This window comes from Micromonospora sp. WMMD1128, assembly GCF_027497235.1.
Lineage (GTDB): Bacteria > Actinomycetota > Actinomycetes > Mycobacteriales > Micromonosporaceae > Micromonospora.
On record NZ_CP114902.1, the window covers coordinates 752,345 to 768,053 of the forward strand.

Annotated in this window: 16 protein-coding genes; 10 read left to right on the plus strand and 6 right to left on the minus strand. The window is 73.3% G+C overall.

The genetic code is table 11. The annotated features are described in order from the left end of the window. Positions 1 to 157: 157 nt before the first annotated feature. Together O7602_RS03720 and O7602_RS03725 are read left to right on the plus strand one after the other, a co-directional pair. Complete coding sequence (locus O7602_RS03720) at positions 158 to 1,186, plus strand: SIS domain-containing protein (RefSeq protein WP_281590100.1); 1,029 nt, start codon at positions 158 to 160, stop codon at positions 1,184 to 1,186. Positions 1,187 to 1,210: 24 nt separating this feature from the next. Continuing rightward, positions 1,211 to 2,758, plus strand: a complete 1,548-nt coding sequence (locus tag O7602_RS03725) for a PAS domain-containing sensor histidine kinase (protein ID WP_281586829.1) — start codon at positions 1,211 to 1,213, stop codon at positions 2,756 to 2,758. A 172-nt stretch (positions 2,759 to 2,930) separates the two neighbouring features. On the opposite strand, the gene O7602_RS03730 is transcribed toward O7602_RS03725, so the two are convergent. Further along, positions 2,931 to 4,652, minus strand: a complete 1,722-nt coding sequence (locus O7602_RS03730) for a glycosyltransferase family 39 protein (RefSeq protein WP_281586830.1) — start codon at positions 4,650 to 4,652, stop codon at positions 2,931 to 2,933. Positions 4,653 to 5,954: 1,302 nt separating this feature from the next. On the opposite strand from O7602_RS03730, the gene O7602_RS03735 reads away from it, so the two are divergent. From O7602_RS03735 to O7602_RS03750, 4 genes are read left to right on the plus strand one after another with little or no spacing between them, the layout of a single operon-like run. Further along, positions 5,955 to 7,664 (plus strand): nitrite/sulfite reductase, encoded by a 1,710-nt coding sequence (locus O7602_RS03735; RefSeq protein ID WP_281586831.1) that lies wholly within the window; start codon positions 5,955 to 5,957, stop codon positions 7,662 to 7,664. Beyond that, complete coding sequence (locus O7602_RS03740; protein ID WP_139128717.1) at positions 7,661 to 7,819, plus strand: IS1 family transposase; 159 nt, start codon at positions 7,661 to 7,663, stop codon at positions 7,817 to 7,819. The genes O7602_RS03735 and O7602_RS03740 overlap by 4 nt, the downstream gene beginning before the upstream one ends. Next, positions 7,816 to 8,580 (plus strand): phosphoadenylyl-sulfate reductase, encoded by a 765-nt coding sequence (locus O7602_RS03745; RefSeq protein WP_281586832.1) that lies wholly within the window; start codon positions 7,816 to 7,818, stop codon positions 8,578 to 8,580. The genes O7602_RS03740 and O7602_RS03745 overlap by 4 nt, the downstream gene beginning before the upstream one ends. After that, positions 8,562 to 9,302 carry a CbiX/SirB N-terminal domain-containing protein gene (locus O7602_RS03750; RefSeq protein ID WP_281586833.1) on the plus strand — a complete coding sequence of 247 codons (741 nt, stop codon included), beginning with the start codon at positions 8,562 to 8,564 and terminating at the stop codon, positions 9,300 to 9,302. The genes O7602_RS03745 and O7602_RS03750 overlap by 19 nt, the downstream gene beginning before the upstream one ends. Before the next feature lie 65 nt (positions 9,303 to 9,367). Here O7602_RS03750 and O7602_RS03755 read toward each other — a convergent pair whose 3' ends face one another. Together O7602_RS03755 and O7602_RS03760 are read right to left on the minus strand one after the other, a co-directional pair. After that, complete coding sequence (locus O7602_RS03755; RefSeq protein WP_013288358.1) at positions 9,368 to 9,625, minus strand: WhiB family transcriptional regulator; 258 nt, start codon at positions 9,623 to 9,625, stop codon at positions 9,368 to 9,370. A 448-nt stretch (positions 9,626 to 10,073) separates the two neighbouring features. Beyond that, positions 10,074 to 11,024: a diacylglycerol kinase family protein gene (locus tag O7602_RS03760; RefSeq protein ID WP_281586834.1), complete on the minus strand. Its 951-nt coding sequence runs from the start codon at positions 11,022 to 11,024 to the stop codon at positions 10,074 to 10,076. Positions 11,025 to 11,067: 43 nt separating this feature from the next. Here O7602_RS03760 and O7602_RS03765 point away from each other — a divergent pair, with 43 nt between their 5' ends. Then, positions 11,068 to 11,472 carry a hypothetical protein gene (locus tag O7602_RS03765; protein ID WP_281586835.1) on the plus strand — a complete coding sequence of 135 codons (405 nt, stop codon included), beginning with the start codon at positions 11,068 to 11,070 and terminating at the stop codon, positions 11,470 to 11,472. A 72-nt stretch (positions 11,473 to 11,544) separates the two neighbouring features. Here the strand turns inward: O7602_RS03765 and O7602_RS03770 are convergent, their stop codons facing one another. From O7602_RS03770 to sodN, 3 genes are read right to left on the minus strand one after another with little or no spacing between them, the layout of a single operon-like run. Further along, positions 11,545 to 11,952: an ATP-binding protein gene (locus tag O7602_RS03770; protein WP_281586836.1), complete on the minus strand. Its 408-nt coding sequence runs from the start codon at positions 11,950 to 11,952 to the stop codon at positions 11,545 to 11,547. Positions 11,953 to 11,984: 32 nt separating this feature from the next. Further along, entirely contained in the window at positions 11,985 to 12,509 is a 525-nt protein-coding gene (locus O7602_RS03775) for a GNAT family N-acetyltransferase (protein WP_281586837.1), read from the minus strand. Then, complete coding sequence (sodN, locus tag O7602_RS03780) at positions 12,506 to 12,910, minus strand: superoxide dismutase, Ni (protein ID WP_281586838.1); 405 nt, start codon at positions 12,908 to 12,910, stop codon at positions 12,506 to 12,508. Before sodN ends, O7602_RS03775 begins: the two co-directional genes overlap by 4 nt. Before the next feature lie 53 nt (positions 12,911 to 12,963). Between sodN and O7602_RS03785 the strand changes: the two genes are divergently transcribed. The 3 genes from O7602_RS03785 to O7602_RS03795 all read left to right on the plus strand — a co-directional run bounded on the left by O7602_RS03785 (position 12,964) and on the right by O7602_RS03795 (position 15,665). After that, positions 12,964 to 13,299, plus strand: a complete 336-nt coding sequence (locus tag O7602_RS03785; protein ID WP_281586839.1) for a S24 family peptidase — start codon at positions 12,964 to 12,966, stop codon at positions 13,297 to 13,299. A gap of 150 nt (positions 13,300 to 13,449) precedes the next feature. Then, positions 13,450 to 14,625: an NADP-dependent malic enzyme gene (locus tag O7602_RS03790; protein ID WP_281586840.1), complete on the plus strand. Its 1,176-nt coding sequence runs from the start codon at positions 13,450 to 13,452 to the stop codon at positions 14,623 to 14,625. An 86-nt stretch (positions 14,626 to 14,711) separates the two neighbouring features. Further along, positions 14,712 to 15,665, plus strand: coding sequence for a zinc-binding dehydrogenase (locus tag O7602_RS03795; protein ID WP_281586841.1), 954 nt, complete (start codon positions 14,712 to 14,714; stop codon positions 15,663 to 15,665). Positions 15,666 to 15,709: the final 44 nt, after the last annotated feature.

Genomic DNA, 15,709 nt, shown 5'->3' on the forward strand with positions numbered 1-15,709 from the left:
AGCCGGGCAAGCCTAGGGGATCTTGCCCCCGAGTGGTGATCCGGTGCGTACTGCTGCTCGTTGCATTGTTGATTCTGGCTCAAACGTGCAAGACTGAGCATCCAACGCGCGGTAATCGCGCAGAAGGGGGTGCGCGGTGACGCGACCAGGGGCCGGGATGGCCGCCGACATCGACGAGCAGCCGGCCGGCTACGAGCGCCTGCTCTCCACCGCGCACGCCGCCGCGATCGCCGAGGTGGCGGCCGTGGTCGCGCAGCGGCGACCCCGCCACGTGGTCTTCACCGCCCGCGGCACGTCCGACCACGCCGCGCTCTACGCGGCCTACCTCACCGAGATCCGCCTCGGCCTACCCGCCGGGTTGGCCTCGCCCAGCGCGATCACCGTCTTCGGCGCCCGCCCCGACCTGTCCGACGCGCTCGTCGTCGGCGTCAGCCAGAGCGGCGGCTCGCCCGACCTGACCGAGGTGCTCCGAGTGGCCCGGGCCTCCGGCGCGCTCACCCTGGCGGTCACCAACAACCCCGACTCACCGCTCGCCGAGACCGCCGAGCTGAGTATCGACGTGGCCGCCGGCCACGAGCGGGCGGTCGCCGCCACCAAGACCTACACCGCCGAGCTGCTCGCGCTGCTCATGCTGGTCGAGGGGGTACGCGCCGGTGACGGCGTGCTGCCCGCGCCGGAGCGGGACGCGCTGGCCCGCCTGCCCGAGCTGGCCGCGCACACCCTCGCCGACGACACCCCGGCCCGGCTCGCCCCGCGCTACCGGTTCGCCGCCCAGCTCGTCACCACCGGCCGGGGCTACGCGTACCCGACGGCCCGGGAAGCGGCGCTGAAACTGATGGAGACGTCCTACCTGCCGGCGCTCGCCTTCTCCGGCGCCGACCTGCTGCACGGCCCGCTCGCCATGACCGACCCGGACGTGCCGGTGCTCGCCGTGGTCGGCTCCGGCCCCGGCGGCACGTCGATGCGCGAGGTGCTGCCCCGGCTCGGCGAACGCCGGGCCGACGTGGTGGTGGTCGGCTCCGCCGACGTCGGCGCCACCCGGATGGCGGTGCCGGAGGTCGACGAGCGGTACGCGCCGCTGCTCGACATCCTGCCGCTGCAACGACTGGCCCTGGCCCTGGCGCTGGCCCGCGGCGAGGACCCGGACGCGCCCCGTGGTTTGAAGAAGGTCACGGCGACGATGTGAGCCGGGCGTGGCACGCTGTGGGGCGTGTCCACCCTCCGTGACCTCGCCGAGGAGCACACCATGCTCCGGCCGGCCGACATCGACCACCTGCACCGGGTCGCCGGTGACTGGCAGCTGCTCTCCGACCTGTCCTTCGCCGACCTGCTGCTGTGGGTGCCGGTGGACGGTGAGGGCACCTTCCTCTGCCTCGCCCAGGTGCGCCCGACCACCGCCCCGACCGCCTACCTCGACGACCAGGTCGGCCGGATCGTCGGCGGGCCCGAGGTGGCGCACCTGGAGGTGGCGCACCGGCAGGGCCGGATCTGGCGGGAGGGCGACCCGGTCTGGTACGGCGACGTGCCGGCCCGGCACGAGGCCATCCCGGTGCGACTGCGCACCGGCGACGGCGAGCACGGCGAGGTCATCGCCGTGGTCGGCCGGGACACCAACCTCTCCACCGCGCGCACCCCGAGTCAGCTCGAACTGAACTACCTGACCACCGCCGACGACCTGGCCCAGATGATCGCCGACGGCACCTTCCCGCCGCCCCGGCACCCGGGCGAGACCACCTCGGCACCCCGCGTCGGCGACGGCCTGGTGCGGCTCGACGCCAACGGCAAGGTCACCTACGCCAGCCCCAACGCGCAGTCCGCCTACCGTCGGCTCGGTTACGCCTCCCACCTGGTCGGCGAGGACCTGGCCAAGCTGCACCGCCGGCTCGCCGGCGACCCCCTCGAAGGCGCCGACGCGGGCAACGCGGTGCTCGCCGCGCTGCGCGGCGAGGCCCCACCCCGGCGCGAGATCGACGCCCGGGGCGCCACCATGCTGACCCGGGCGCTGCCGCTGATGCCCGCCGGCGTGCCGATCGGCGCGCTGGTGCTGGTCCGCGACATCACCGAGGTACGCCGCCGCGACCGCGCCCTGATCACCAAGGACGCCACCATCCGGGAGATTCACCACCGGGTGAAGAACAACCTCCAGACCGTCGCCGCGCTGCTGCGCCTCCAGGCCCGCCGGGTCGCCATGCCCGAGGCCCGGGTCGCGCTCGAGGAATCGGTACGCCGGGTCGCCTCGATCGCGCTCGTACACGAGACGCTCTCGCTCTCCAGTGACGAGGTGGTCGAGTTCGACGGCATCGTGGACCGGGTGGCCAGCGCCGCGACCGAGGTGGCCGCCACCGAGGTGACCGTCGGCATGCGGCGTCGGGGCAGCTTCGGCATCCTTCCGGCCGAGATCGCCACCTCGCTGGTCATGGTCCTCAACGAGCTGCTGCTCAACGCGGTGGAACACGGCTTCTCGCCGGTCGACGAGGAGGCCGCCCCCGCCCCGGCGGACGCGCCGCGACCCGAGGTGGTCGTCGAGGTGCACCGGCTCCGCAAACAGTTGCACGTCTCGGTCGCCGACAACGGCCGCGGCCTGCCCGGGCAGTTCGACGCCGAGCGCGGCGGCAACCTCGGCCTCCAGATCGTCCGGGCGCTCGTCACCGGCGAGCTGCGCGGCACCATCGAGCTGCGCAACGGCGCGGCCGGCGGCACCGAGGCGGTCCTCGTCGTGCCACTGGCCCGGGGCACCGCCGACCGCCTGTCGGGCTGAGCCCTCGGCCGGCGGCGGTCCGGCCGAGCCGGGCCGCTCACCGGTCGCCGGGCCGCTCACCGGTCGCCGGGCGGGTCGCCGGTCGCCGGGCGGGTCGCCGGTCGCCGGGCGGGTCGCCGGTCGCCGGGCGGGTCGCCGGTCGCCGGGCGGGTCGCAGGTCGAGCCGGGCTGGTCACCGGTCGAGCAGGGCCACCGTGAGGCCCTGGCGGGGCCACACCTGACGGACCGTGAAGCCGTCGCGCAGCGCCGCGCCCTTGGCTCCGGGTACCGCCGCGAGCGGATCCGCCCGGCGCCCGGTGACCACGAGCCAGATCCGGTCCACCCCCGCCAGGCAGCGGGCCGGATCGCCGCACTCGACGGCCCAGAGGCTCGCGTCCGCCCGCTGGTCCCGGACCGCAAGCACGTCGCGCGGCAGCCTCGGCCCCAGGTGGTACGCCAGACCGAGGTCGGGAAAGAGCCAGCCGTCCCGGGGTGAGTAGACGATCGCGTCGCCCGGCCGCTGCCCGGCGCCAATGATGTCCGCCGCTCCCGCGTAGTCGACCGGCGCGCTGCGGGGCCACTCGTGGGTCCGGCGCAGCGCCGCCTGGTCGGGCAGCCCGAGCAACCCGGCCAGGGCCACCACGACCAGCGCCGGCCCGAGGCGTACCCGGGCCAGAGCCGCGCCGGCCAGCAGGCAGGCGAACGGCACCGTGAAGATCAGATACCTGGTCACCCAGAGCGGCACCACCGTCCCGGCGACGAAGAGCAGCAACACCGGCAGCAGCACCGCGGCCCCGGGCAACAGCGCCCGCCGGCCGAGCCGGGCCGCCCCGAATGCGGCGAGCCCCAGCAGGAACCCGCCCACCACGCCGCTCTGCGCCAGCCCGCCCGGCAGCGACGCCAGGTCGGACAGGCGGGCCGGATCGACCCAGTCGAGCTGCCGACCGCGCTGCCCCTGGGCGACGAGGCCCAGCGGGGTAACGAGCACGATGGCCGGCACCAGCGCCACCAGCCACCGCGCGACCACCCGCCGGGCGGGCACCGGCGCCCTCGGGTCGTCCGGAGCTCCGCCGCCCGTCCCGTGCCGTGACACCCGTGGCGCTCCACTCGCGGTCGATGTCGCCGGTGGGCGGAACGCTGTGGGTGTCTCCGGGGTGCCGTGACACCCATGGCGCTCCACTCGCGCTCGATGTCGCTGGTGGGTGGAACGCTGCGGTTGTCTGCGACCGGGCGGGGTTCCGCCGGGTGGGTCTGGTCGGGAGCGGGCGGCCGGGTCGACGCCGGCGGCGGCTGGGTCGACGCCGGCGGCGGCCGGGCCGCGCGCGGCGGTCAGCAGCACCACCACGGCGTGCGCGGCGAGCAGGGTGAGTGCGACCAGGTGGAGCAGCACGAGCGCGGCGACGACTACGGCGTACCCGACCCAACGCCCCCACGTCGGCCGACGCAACGCGCCGACCAGCAGGAGCGTGGCGAGCACGGCGAGCAGCGTCGCGAGCGCGTACGGGCGGGCCTCCTGGCCGTAGCGCGAGGTGGCCGGCAGCACGGCGAACAGCAGCCCGGCCAGCAGGCCGGCCCGGTCGGACACGAGCTGTGCGGCGAGGCGGGCGGTAAGCGCGGCGGCGACCGCCGTGGCGAGCGCCGAAGGCAGCCGCAGGGCCGTCGCAGAGGTGCCGGCCAGCGCGGTCCACCCGTGCATGAGCAGGTAGTACGGTCCGGTGGCGGCGTCGATGGTGCGGGTCAGCCGGACCAGGTCCGGCAGCGAGCGGGTCGCGGCGCTCCAGGTCGCCAACTCGTCTCGCCACGGCTGGGCGTGCCCGATCCCGGTCAGCGTGACCACCAGCGCCAGTAGGCCGGGGAGCGCCCACGCCGCCCAACCGGGAACGCGGGGCGGCGCAGGCTCGGTAGGCGCGCTCACACCCCGCAGCCTCACACGCCACCCCCACCCTCCCACCCCCCTCCACCAATTTCCGCTCTCCCATTCCCACCCCCACCCCCGCGCCCGCGCCCCGGCTTCTGCCCGCTCCCGTTCCTGCTCCCGCCCCTCCCGTGCCGCCTGTTCCCGCTCCTGCCCCTCCCGCCCTCGCTCCCGCCCTCGCTCCCGCCCTCGCTCCCGCCCTCGCTCCCTCTCGCCCGTCGATCATGGAGTTGGCAGCACCTGGGGTCCGTTTTGTCGCCGCTAACCTCATGATCGACGAGCGACCCGGGGGATCTTGGAAGGATTCGGCCCCTGGAGGGGCCATTTGGCTCCAAGATCTTTCCGATGGCGGGGTTGATCAAGGAGTTGTGTCGGCGGTGGCGCTTTCGATGACGCAAACCCCTTGATCAAGGCCAGGGCCGCCCGGCTCGCGCTGGGTGGATGGGCTTGATGCCCCGCCCGGGCTGGGCGGCACCCGGAGGCGGGACATCCGGGGGTGGGACATCCGGGGGTGGAACATCCGGGGGTGGAACATCCGGGGTGGAACATCCGGGGTGGAACATCCGGGGTGGGGCGCCTGAGGGCTGGACACCTGGACGCCGGACACCTGGACGCCGGACACCTGGACGCCGGACACCTGGACGCCGGACACCTGGACACTTGGACGCCGGACACCTGGGGGCCGGACACCTGGGGGCCGGACACCTGGGGGCCGGACACCTGGACGCCGGACAAGCGGGTGCCGGGTGCCGAACATCGCCGGGTGCCGGGTGCCGGGTGCCGGGTGCCGGGTGCCGGGGCCGGGGCCGGGCGGTGTGGGCTGGGCGGCCGAAAGCCGCGCGAGGGGCTTCGCCTCCGGCGGTGGCGCTCCGGATGCGGCAGGGCACGTGGCACCGTCGGTCCGGGCCGTGGGCGGGTCTCCGTGCCGGCGGCGGCGTTCCACCAAACGGACACCATGGCGGAGTGGGGCAGGTCACAAAGGTAGGCACGTGGATGGGCGTCGATCTGGGTGGGGGGCCCGTGATGTGGGATCACTGCGCCGGTCGGTGGCCGGGGAACCCGTGGTGTGGCAGCATGAGGCCATGACCGCCGCTGTCGTCCGCCGCTTCGTGGCTCGCCGCCACGTCGACTACGGCCGCGTGCGCAGCGCGATCTGTCCGGCCCACTGACGACGCCCGACCCATCCGTCTCGGGCGCGTTCCGCGCCGGCCGTCATCGACACCGCCGTCCTCGGTCCTCTTCAGGACCGGCCGCCGCGCCCGCGCTCCCAGGCACCGCAGCAGACAAACGGAGGACGCCGCGATGGCGGTCAGTAGCACCCCCACCCGCTCGGACCAGCCGGCTCCCGCCGCCCGGGCGCCCCGTCGGCCGCGTGGCGAGGGCCAGTGGGCGCTCGGGCACCGTGAGCCGCTCAACGCCAACGAGCGGCTCAAGAAGGACGACGATCCGCTCAACGTGCGGGACCGGATCGAGAACATCTACGCCCACGGGGGCTTCGCCTCGATCGACCCACAGGACCTGCGGGGCCGGTTCCGCTGGTGGGGCCTCTACACCCAGCGCAAGGCCGGCATCGACGGCGGGCGCACCGCCGTGCTGGAGCCGCACGAGCTGGAGGACGAGTTCTTCATGCTCCGGGTCCGGGTCGACGGCGGTCAGCTCAGCCTGGCCCAGCTCCGGGTCGTCGCGGAGATCTCCCGGGAGTTCGCCCGGGACACCGCCGACATCACCGACCGGCAGAACATTCAATACCACTGGATCCGGGTCGAGGACATGCCGGAGATCTGGCGTCGGCTGGAGTCGGTCGGCCTGCAGACCACCGAGGCGTGCGGCGACTGCCCGCGGATCGTGCTCGGCAGCCCGGTCGCCGGGGTGGCCCGGGACGAGGTGGTCGACGCCACCCCGGCGATCGACGAGATCGTTCGCCTGTACGTCGGCGACAAGCAGTTCTCCAACCTGCCCCGCAAGTTCAAGACCTCGATCTCCTGGCTCGTCGACACCCCGTACGAGGCGAACGACATCTCGTTCCTCGGCGTCGAGCACCCGGAGCACGGCCCCGGTTTCGACCTCTGGGTGGGCGGTGGGCTCTCCACCAACCCGATGCTGGCCAAGCGGCTCGGTGTCTGGGTGCCGTTGGACGAGGTGCCGGACGTGTGGGCCGGGGTGGTCGGCATCTTCCGCGACTACGGCTACCGCCGGCTGCGTAACCGGGCCCGGCTGAAGTTCCTGGTCGCCGACTGGGGCGTGGAGCGCTTCCGGGAGGTGCTGGAGAAGGAATACCTGGGTCGGACGCTGCTCGACGGTCCGGCCGCGGCGCTGCCGGCGAAGCCGGTCGACCACATCGGCGTGCACCCGCAGCGTGACGGCGCCAACTATGTGGGCGCGGCCCCGGTGGTGGGCCGGGTCTCCGGCACCCAGCTCGCCGAGCTGGCCGACGTGGTCGAGGCGCACGGCAGCGACCGGGTGCGCCTCACGCCGTACCAGAAGCTCCTGGTCCTGGACGTGGCGCCGGAGCGGACCGAGGAGCTGGTGACCGCGTTGCGGGGGATCGGCCTGGAGGCCAGGCCCTCGGCCTGGCGGCGCGGCACGATGGCCTGCACCGGCATCGAGTTCTGCAAGCTGGCCATCGTGGAGACCAAGCGACGCGGCGAGGAGCTGGTCGCGCGGCTGGAGGAGCGGCTGCGCGACTTCGACGCGGACATCTCCATCCACCTCAACGGCTGCCCGAACGCCTGCGCCCGCACCCAGGTCGCGGACATCGGGCTCAAGGGCCAGCTCGTGGTCGGCCCGGACGGCCGGCAGGTCGAGGGTTTCCAAGTGCACCTCGGCGGCGGCCTCGGCATGGCCGCCGGGCAGACCGCCGGCTTCGGCCGCAAGCTGCGCGGCCTGAAGACCACCGCCGACGAGCTTCCGGAGTACGTGGAACGGCTGGCCCGCCGCTACCTGGCCAGCCGGACCGACGGCGAGAGCTTCGCCAACTGGGTGATCAGAGTTGATGAGGAGGAGCTTCGATGAGTGACGCTCGGTCTGCGCCTCTCTACTGCCCGTACTGCGGCGAGGAGGACCTGCGACCGCACGAGGCCGGGCACGGCGCCTGGGAGTGCCACGCCTGCGCGCGGGTGTTCTCGGTCAAGTTCACCGGCCTGCTGAGCCGGGCGGTGAACCGATGACCGGCCTGCTCTCCGCCGCCGGCCTGGGTCTGGTCGGCGGCGGCGAGGCCAACCCGGCGGACCCGGCCCGGCGGGACCCGGAGGAGCTGCGCGCGCTGGCCGAGGAGGCCGGGCGGGAGCTGGCGGACGCGCCCGCGCTGGAGATCGCCAGGTGGGCGGCGGAGACGTTCGGCGAGCGGTTCTGCGTGACCAGTTCGATGGCCGACGGTGTGGTGGCGCACCTGGTCTCCCGGGTCGCGCCCGGCGTCGACGTGGTGTTCCTCGACACCGGGCTGCACTTCCCGGAGACGCTGCGGGTCCGCGACGAGGTGGCCCGGCGGATGCCGGTGCGGGTCCGTTCGATCCGTCCCCGGATGACGGTCGGCCAGCAGGACGGCCAGTACGGGCCGCGCCTGTTCAACAGGTCCCCGGACGAGTGCTGCCAGCTGCGCAAGGTGGAGCCGTTGGAGCGGGCGCTGGCCGGCTACGACGCGTGGGCCGCCGGGCTGCGCCGGGACGAGTCGCCGACCCGGGCCAACACGCCCGTGGTGGGCTTCGACGCGCGGCGCGGCAAGGTCAAGGTGAACCCGATCGCCGCCTGGACGCAGCGCGAGGTGGACGCGTACGTGGCCCGCCACGACATCCCGGTCAACGAGCTTTTCGCCCGGGGCTACGGCTCGATCGGCTGCTGGCCGTGCACCCGCCGGACGAAGGCGGGGGAGGACCCGCGGGCCGGTCGCTGGGCGATGTTCGAGAAGACCGAGTGCGGCCTGCACCTCTGACGGGCGGCGCGCCGGTGGTGCTGGTGGCGCACGGCAGTCGTGATCCGCGCGCGGCCGAGGCGACGCGGGCGCTGGCCCGGGCGGTGGCGGCCACCTGCCCCGGCCGTCCGGTGCTGCCGAGCTGGCTCGATCACACCGAGCCCGGACCGGCCGACGTGCTGCGGCAACTCGCGGACGCGGGTCATTCCCGGGTGGTGCTGGTGCCGCTGCTGCTGACCGCCGCGTACCACCGGAAGGTGGACATCCCGGCGGCGGTCGCGGCGGCCGGCGCGGGCCTCGACGTGCGGGTGACGGAGGTGCTGGGGCCGACCGGCGGCGTGGTCGACGGGCGGTTGCTGGCCGCCCTGCGGCGCCGGCTGGCCGAGGCCGCCGGGGAGGGCGCGGACGCCGTGGTGCTGGCCGCGGCGGGCACCCGTGATCCCGCCGCGCGTGCCTCGGTGGGTCGGGTCGCCGCGGCGCTCGGCGCCGGGCTGGGCGTGCGCTGCCGGGTCTCGTACGCCTCGGCCGCGCCGCCGGAGGTCGGTGGCGCGGTGGCGCGGCTGCGCGCGACGGGTGCCCGCCGGGTCGCGGTGGCCGCCTACTTCCTGGCGCCGGGCCGGTTCCACGACGGGGTACGCGCGGCGGCCCGCTCGGCCGGCGCGGTGGCGGTCGCCGACCCGCTCACCGACCTGCCGGAACTCGCCGATCTGGTGCGCCGGCGGGTGGACGCGGCGGTGGGCTGAACACGGTCCGGACCGCGAAACGCCCCGGCCGGGATCCCGGCCGGGGCGTTTCGCGTGTGTGTGGGTCAGGCGGAGTGAGCGCGCAGCACCCGGAGACCGCCGCGACGCTTGACCGCGCGGCGTTCCTCCTCGCTCATCCCGCCCCAGACGCCGGCGTCCTGACCGGACTCCAGCGCCCACTGCAGGCACTGGTCGGTCACGGGGCAGCGCCGGCAGACGGCCTTCGCCTGCTCCACCTGCAGGAGGGCCGGACCGGACGTCCCGATCGGGAAGAACAGCTCCGGGTCCTCGTCGCGGCAGACCGAATCGTGGCGCCAGTCCATGGCGGCAACACTCCTCATTCTAAGTGGATGGCCAGATAACGCTTTGTTGCTATTCCTATATGCATCCGCATTGCCGAAAGGTGACGGTCAGCATCCATCAATTCGGCGCTGCGTGAGCAGGCTGCGGGCCCCTGGACCTGCTGGAACAGCTCAACCGGATGAGCATATCCAGGCGATGTCCCGGTAACACGAGTTCGCTTGTGAATACTTTCACGAACTACAGCGATGTCAAGGGTGACGCTCGGAAAAACTCCGAACAGTGAGCGGGCTCACCACCCATTTGTCCCGGTTTGCGAGGGCTCTCGTTACCCGGCGTGCCACAGTCGAGGATCAATATAGTACGGTCTGCGTGACGATGCTGACATTTCCGGCACCCTTCCTCGGCGTGGCGGCCACCTCACCCCTCCGTGGGCGGGGGTCCGCGTCAACCGACGGGGATACCCGAGACCTAGCAGATTACTCTCAGTGCGGCGGGTACGGATGTGAATCTGACTTTTTCCCGCTCGCCGAGATAGTCGCCATCGAGCTGGAACGGCAGCGGACGGGCCGCGAGCAGGGTGAACTCCTCCACGTCGTGCAGCCGGAGCACCTGCTTGCCATGCGGATCGGGCTTCTGGGAGAAGAACTGAGTCACTGTCCGTGCGGTGCTGGCCACCTTGAGCTGTCGGATGGCGAGCACATCGAGCCCGAGGTCGAACGACGCATCCGGATTCGGGTTGATCTCACGGTCGCCGAGGTAGGTCCACGGCGCGGTGTTCTGGATGATCGCGGTGGCCAGCTCGGTCGCCGGCGCCTCACCCGGGCGTTCCAACGTGATCGGCGGGTGGCGGCGGTCCGATCCGACGAAGTACTGGCTGGCCGTGGACCGGAAGTAGAGGGCCGGGGTGGACACCCGACCCCGCTTGCGGGCCTGCTCCACCCGGCGGATCACCGCCGCGTCGAGCCCGAAGCCGGCGCAGAACGTGAAGTAGCGGTCGTCCGCCCGGCCCAGCCCGATGGTGCGCGACCGGCCCAGGCGCAGCCCTTCCAGGATCATGCTGGTGCCGTCCGGCCACTCCCGCGGCAGCCCGAGCGCCCGGGCGAAGACGTTCGTCGAGCCACCCGGCACGGTCGCCAGCGCCGGCAGCCGCTCGGCCGAGGTCGGCCCGGTGCGGAACGTCGGCGGCTCGGCCGCCATCAATCCGTTGACCACCTCGTTGACCGTGCCGTCGCCGCCGAGCGTGACGACCAGGTCGACACCCTCCTGGGCGGCCTCCCGGGCCAGATCCATGGCGTGGCCCCGTCGGCGGGTGTAGCGCACCGACAGGTCGACTTCACTGCGCAGTGCCCGGACCAGCACGTCCCGGCTGCGCTCGCTTGTGGTGGTGGCCTTCGGATTGACCACCAGGACGGCCCGCATGGGCGGCACAATACCGCGCCTATCCACCGGTATCGTGGCGCCCGTGACGATCGACTCGGACCCGGTCCCCGGCCCGCTCCGCGCGGCGGTGCTCGTGCTGCGCGCCGAGGCGGTGGCGCTCGGCCTGGTCGCGCTCTGGCTGATCTGGTCCGACCTCACCGCCGAGCACACCGACCTGGCCTCGGCGCTGCTGGTGACCGCCTTCGCGGTGGCCGGGGCGGTCGCGCTCTGGGCGCTCGGTGGCGCGCTGTCCCGGCGGCGGGCGGGCGCCCGCGCGCCGGCCATCGTGCTCCAACTCATGCTGCTGCCCATCGGGTGGTACATGATCTCCGGCGGAATGGGCTGGCTCGGGCTGCCGCTGATGGCGCTCGGGCTCGGTGTCGCCGGGCTGCTCGTCAGTGGCCCGACCAACCGGGCGCTCGGCTTCGGCGACCCGGCCGGCCAGTAGCCGGCCGACCCGGCTGGTCGGGTGGCTACCGGCCCGTTCGTCGCTGTCGCGGCCGGCGCGCGGTCGGACCGGTCAGTAGCCGCCCGAACGGCGGGTCAACAACGAGATGGTGGCCCGGCCGTCAGCGGCCCGCGCGCCGGCCCCGGTGGTCAACGCGGTGAGCACCTTCCAGGCGAAGGACGACTCGGACGGGAGCGTGGCGCCCCGCACGGTCGGCACGGTCACCTCAACGGTGAGCGCGTCCTCGGTGACCGCGAAGCGACACTCCAGCTCGGCGTCGCGGGTGGCGATGGCGAGCAACATGGCGCACGCCTCGTCGACCGCGATGCGCAGATCCTCGATCTCGTCGAGCGCGAACTGGAGCCGGGCCGCGAGGCCGGCTGTGGCGGTGCGGAGCACGCCGAGGTAACCGCCGTCGGCGGGCACGGTGAGGTGCACGACGTCGTCGTCCGTCGTCGGCTGCCCGGTCAGTTGAGTCACGCCTCATCCCCCCGGTGCGGGACTCTACCCGGTCAGTCGGCCGAACGGGTGGGTGCGGGCGTCGCCCGCGCGGCAAGATCGCCCAACGCGGCTCCGGCCAGCCGGTACGGCGTCCACTCGTCCATCGGCGTGGCGCCGATCGCGGCGTAGAAGCGGGCCGCCGGATTCCAGTTGATCATCCACCACTCGAGCCGCTGGTATCCGCGCTCGACGCAGATCGCGGCCAGGGCGGCCAGCAGCAGCCGGCCGGCGCCGGTGCCCCGGGCATCCGGTCGGACGTAGAGATCCTCCAGGTAGATGCCGTGCACCCCGGCCCAGGTGGAAAAGTTGAGGAACCAGAGGGCGAAGCCCACCGGCTCGTCCGCCGCGTCCACCGCGACGTGCCCGAACAGCGCCGGCTCGGGGCCGAACAACGCCGCGTCGAGCTGCTCGGCGGTGAGGTGACACTGCTCCGGAGCGCGCTCGTACGCGGCGAGTTCGTGCACCATCGCGACGACGGCCGGCACGTCCTCGGGACGTACCGGCCGGATCGTCGGCACCGTGACGGGCGAGGTCACGCCTGCTTGGTCTCCCAGAAGATCTTGGAGATCTCGTCGATCTTCGAGAGCAGCTCGTCGGCCTTGGCCGGGTCGGTCCCGCCCTTGGCGCCGGCCGCGCCGGCCAGCTTGGTGGCCTCGTTGAAGAGCTGGTGCAGATGCGGGTACTTCTCGAAGTGCTGCGGCTTGAAGTAGTCGGTCCAGAGCACCCACAGGTGGTGCTTGACCAGCTCGGCCCGCTGCTCCTTGATCAGGATGGCGCGGGTGCGGAACTCCGGATCGGTGTTCGCCTGGTACTTCTCGCAGATCATTTTGACGGACTCGGCCTCGATCCGAGCCTGGGCCGGGTCGTAGACGCCGCAGGGCAGGTCACAGTGGGCGCTGGCGGTCACCCGGGGCGTGAGGATGCGAGGAAGGCGCATCAGGGTCCTCCATGGGATGTTTGCGATGATCGAAGACGACATTACTCCTGGAGATGCTTTCCAGCGGGCGGGAGGTGAAACCCGTGGTGCCCGTCCTGATAACCGGCCCGTCCATGTCCCCGACACTGCGCCACGGCGACGCGGTGCTGGTCCGCACCGGTGGCCGCCCGGTCCGTCCCGGCGACGTGGTGGTCGCGGTCTTCCGCAGCCGGCCCGACCTGCTCGTGGTGAAGCGCGCGGTCGAGCCACGCGACGGCGGCTGGTGGCTGCGCGGCGACAACGACCTGGTCACCGACGACTCCCGGGCGTACGGGGTGGCCGACGTGCGCGGCCGGGTGGTGGCCCGCTGGTGGCCCCGACCTGGCCGGATCAGAGGTCGGCAGGGGTGAGGACGGATATGACCCCGCTCACATCGTGGGAGTCGGGGCGTGACTATGCTCGGAAGTGCCCGGGTGACCCCCCGCACCACCGCCCCGCCGGTCGCTGACCTCGCCGACCGCGCCGGCCGGTCCGTCTGCTCGACAGATCCTGGAGTCACCATGTCTGCGTCCACCCCGGACCCCGCTGATCCCGTCTTCCGGCTGCACGTCGGCGGCAAGATGGCCGTCGCCTCGACCGTGCCGCTGACCAGCCGGGAAGACCTCTCCCTCGCGTACACCCCGGGGGTTGCCCGGGTCTGCGAGGCGATCGCCGCCGATCCCGACCTCGCCGACACCTACACATGGGTGTCGCACACCGTCGCCGTGGTCACCGACGGCTCCGCCGTCCTCGGTCTGGGCAACATCGGCCCACGCGCCGCGCTGCCCGTGATGGAGGGCAAGGCGGTGCTGTTCAAGCAGTTCGCGGGCGTGGACGCGGTGCCGGTCTGCCTGGACACCCAGGACGTGGAGGAGATCGTCGCGGCGGTACGGGCGATCGCGCCCTCGTTCGGCGGCATCAACCTGGAGGACATCAGCGCCCCGCGCTGCTTCGAGGTCGAGCGTCGGCTGGACGAGGCGCTGCCCATCCCGGTCTTCCACGACGACCAGCACGGCACCGCGATCGTGGTGCTGGCCGCGCTGCGCAACGCCGCGACGCTGCTCAACCGCAAGCTCGGCGACCTGCGGGTGGCGGTCAGTGGGGCCGGCGCGGCCGGAGTGGCGGTCACCAAGATGCTGATCGCCGGCGGCGTCGACCCGGCCCGGGTGGTGGTCTGCGACTCGCGCGGCATCATCGGCCGGCACCGCGACCTCACCGGCACCAAGGCCGAACTGGCCGAACTCACCAACGCCGAGGGCCGCCAGGGCGACGTCACCGAGGCGCTGCGCGACGCGGACGTGCTCGTCGGCGTCTCCGGCGGCCAGATCCCCGAGGCGGCGGTGGCCGGCATGGCCCCCGGCGGCATCGTCTTCGCGCTCGCGAACCCCACACCGGAGGTGCACCCCGAGGTGGCCGCCCGGCACGTCGCGGTGGTCGCCACCGGGCGCAGCGACTACCCGAACCAGATCAACAACGTGCTCGCCTTCCCGGGCGTGTTCCGCGGCGCGCTCGACGCCGGGGCCACCCGGATCACCGACGGGATGAAGGTGGCCGCCGCCGACGCCATCGCCGGCGTGGTGGCCGAGTCGCTGACCGCCGACGCGATCGTGCCGTCCCCGCTCGACCCGCGGGTCGCCCCCGCGGTGGCGGAAGCGGTCGCCGAAGCCGCCCGCCGCGACGGGGTCGCGCGCCGCTGAGGGTGTAAGGAAGGGGCCCTTCTTATCGCCTTTTGCATAGGAAGGGCCCCTTCTTAACGGCCGCTCAGCTTGTTACGGTGCGGATCATGCGTGCTGCCTATGCCTCGGCCTTCGACGCCGACAACCCGCTCGCCGCGCTCGCCGTCGGCGACCGCCCCGAGCCGACCCACCCGCAGGACGACTGGGTCACCGTGCGGGTGCGGGCCAGCTCGCTCAACCACCACGACCTCTGGTCGCTGCGCGGCGTCGGCCTGACCGCCGACCAACTCCCGATGATCCTCGGCTGCGACGCGGTCGGCACCGACCCGGACGGCAACGAGGTGGTCATCTACCCGGTCGTGCCCACCCCGGGCGACCCGCGCGGGGTCTCCATCCTCTCCGAGCGCTTCCCGGGCACCTTCGCCGAGATGGTCTCCGTACCCCGGATGAACCTGCTGCCGCTGCCCGACGGCCTGTCGGCCACCGACGCGGCGTGCCTGCCCACGGCCTGGCTCACCGCGTGGCGGATGCTCACCACCCGGGGCCGGGTCGCCGACGGCGAGTCGGTGCTGGTCCAGGGCGCCGGCGGTGGCGTGGCCACCGCGGCGGTCGCGCTCGGCGTCGCGCTCGGCAAACGGGTGTACGCGACCAGCCGCGACGCCGCCAAGCGGGAGCGGATCGCCGAGCTGGGCGCCACCGCGCTGGAGCCCGGCGCGCGCCTGCCGGAGCGGGTCGACGTGGTGATCGAGACGGTCGGTGCGGCCACCTTCGACCACTCGCTGAAATCGGCCGCGCCGATGGCCCGGATCGTGGTCTCCGGCGCGACCGCCGGGCACGAGCCCACAATCAACCTGCGCCGGGTCTTCGCCATGCAACTGGAGATCCTCGGCACCTCCATGGGCACCCCGGGCGAGCTGGCCGAACTGCTCGCGTTCTGCGCCGAGCACGGGGTCCGGCCGGTGGTGGACCGGGTGGTGCCGTTCAGCCGGATCGAGGAGGCGTTCGCCCGGCTGCACTCCGGCGAGGTGTTCGGCAAGGTGGCCATCGACCACACGGCCTGAGGCGGCGCGCGCGTTAAGCGGGGGCCCCTCCTCTACCGCAGGCG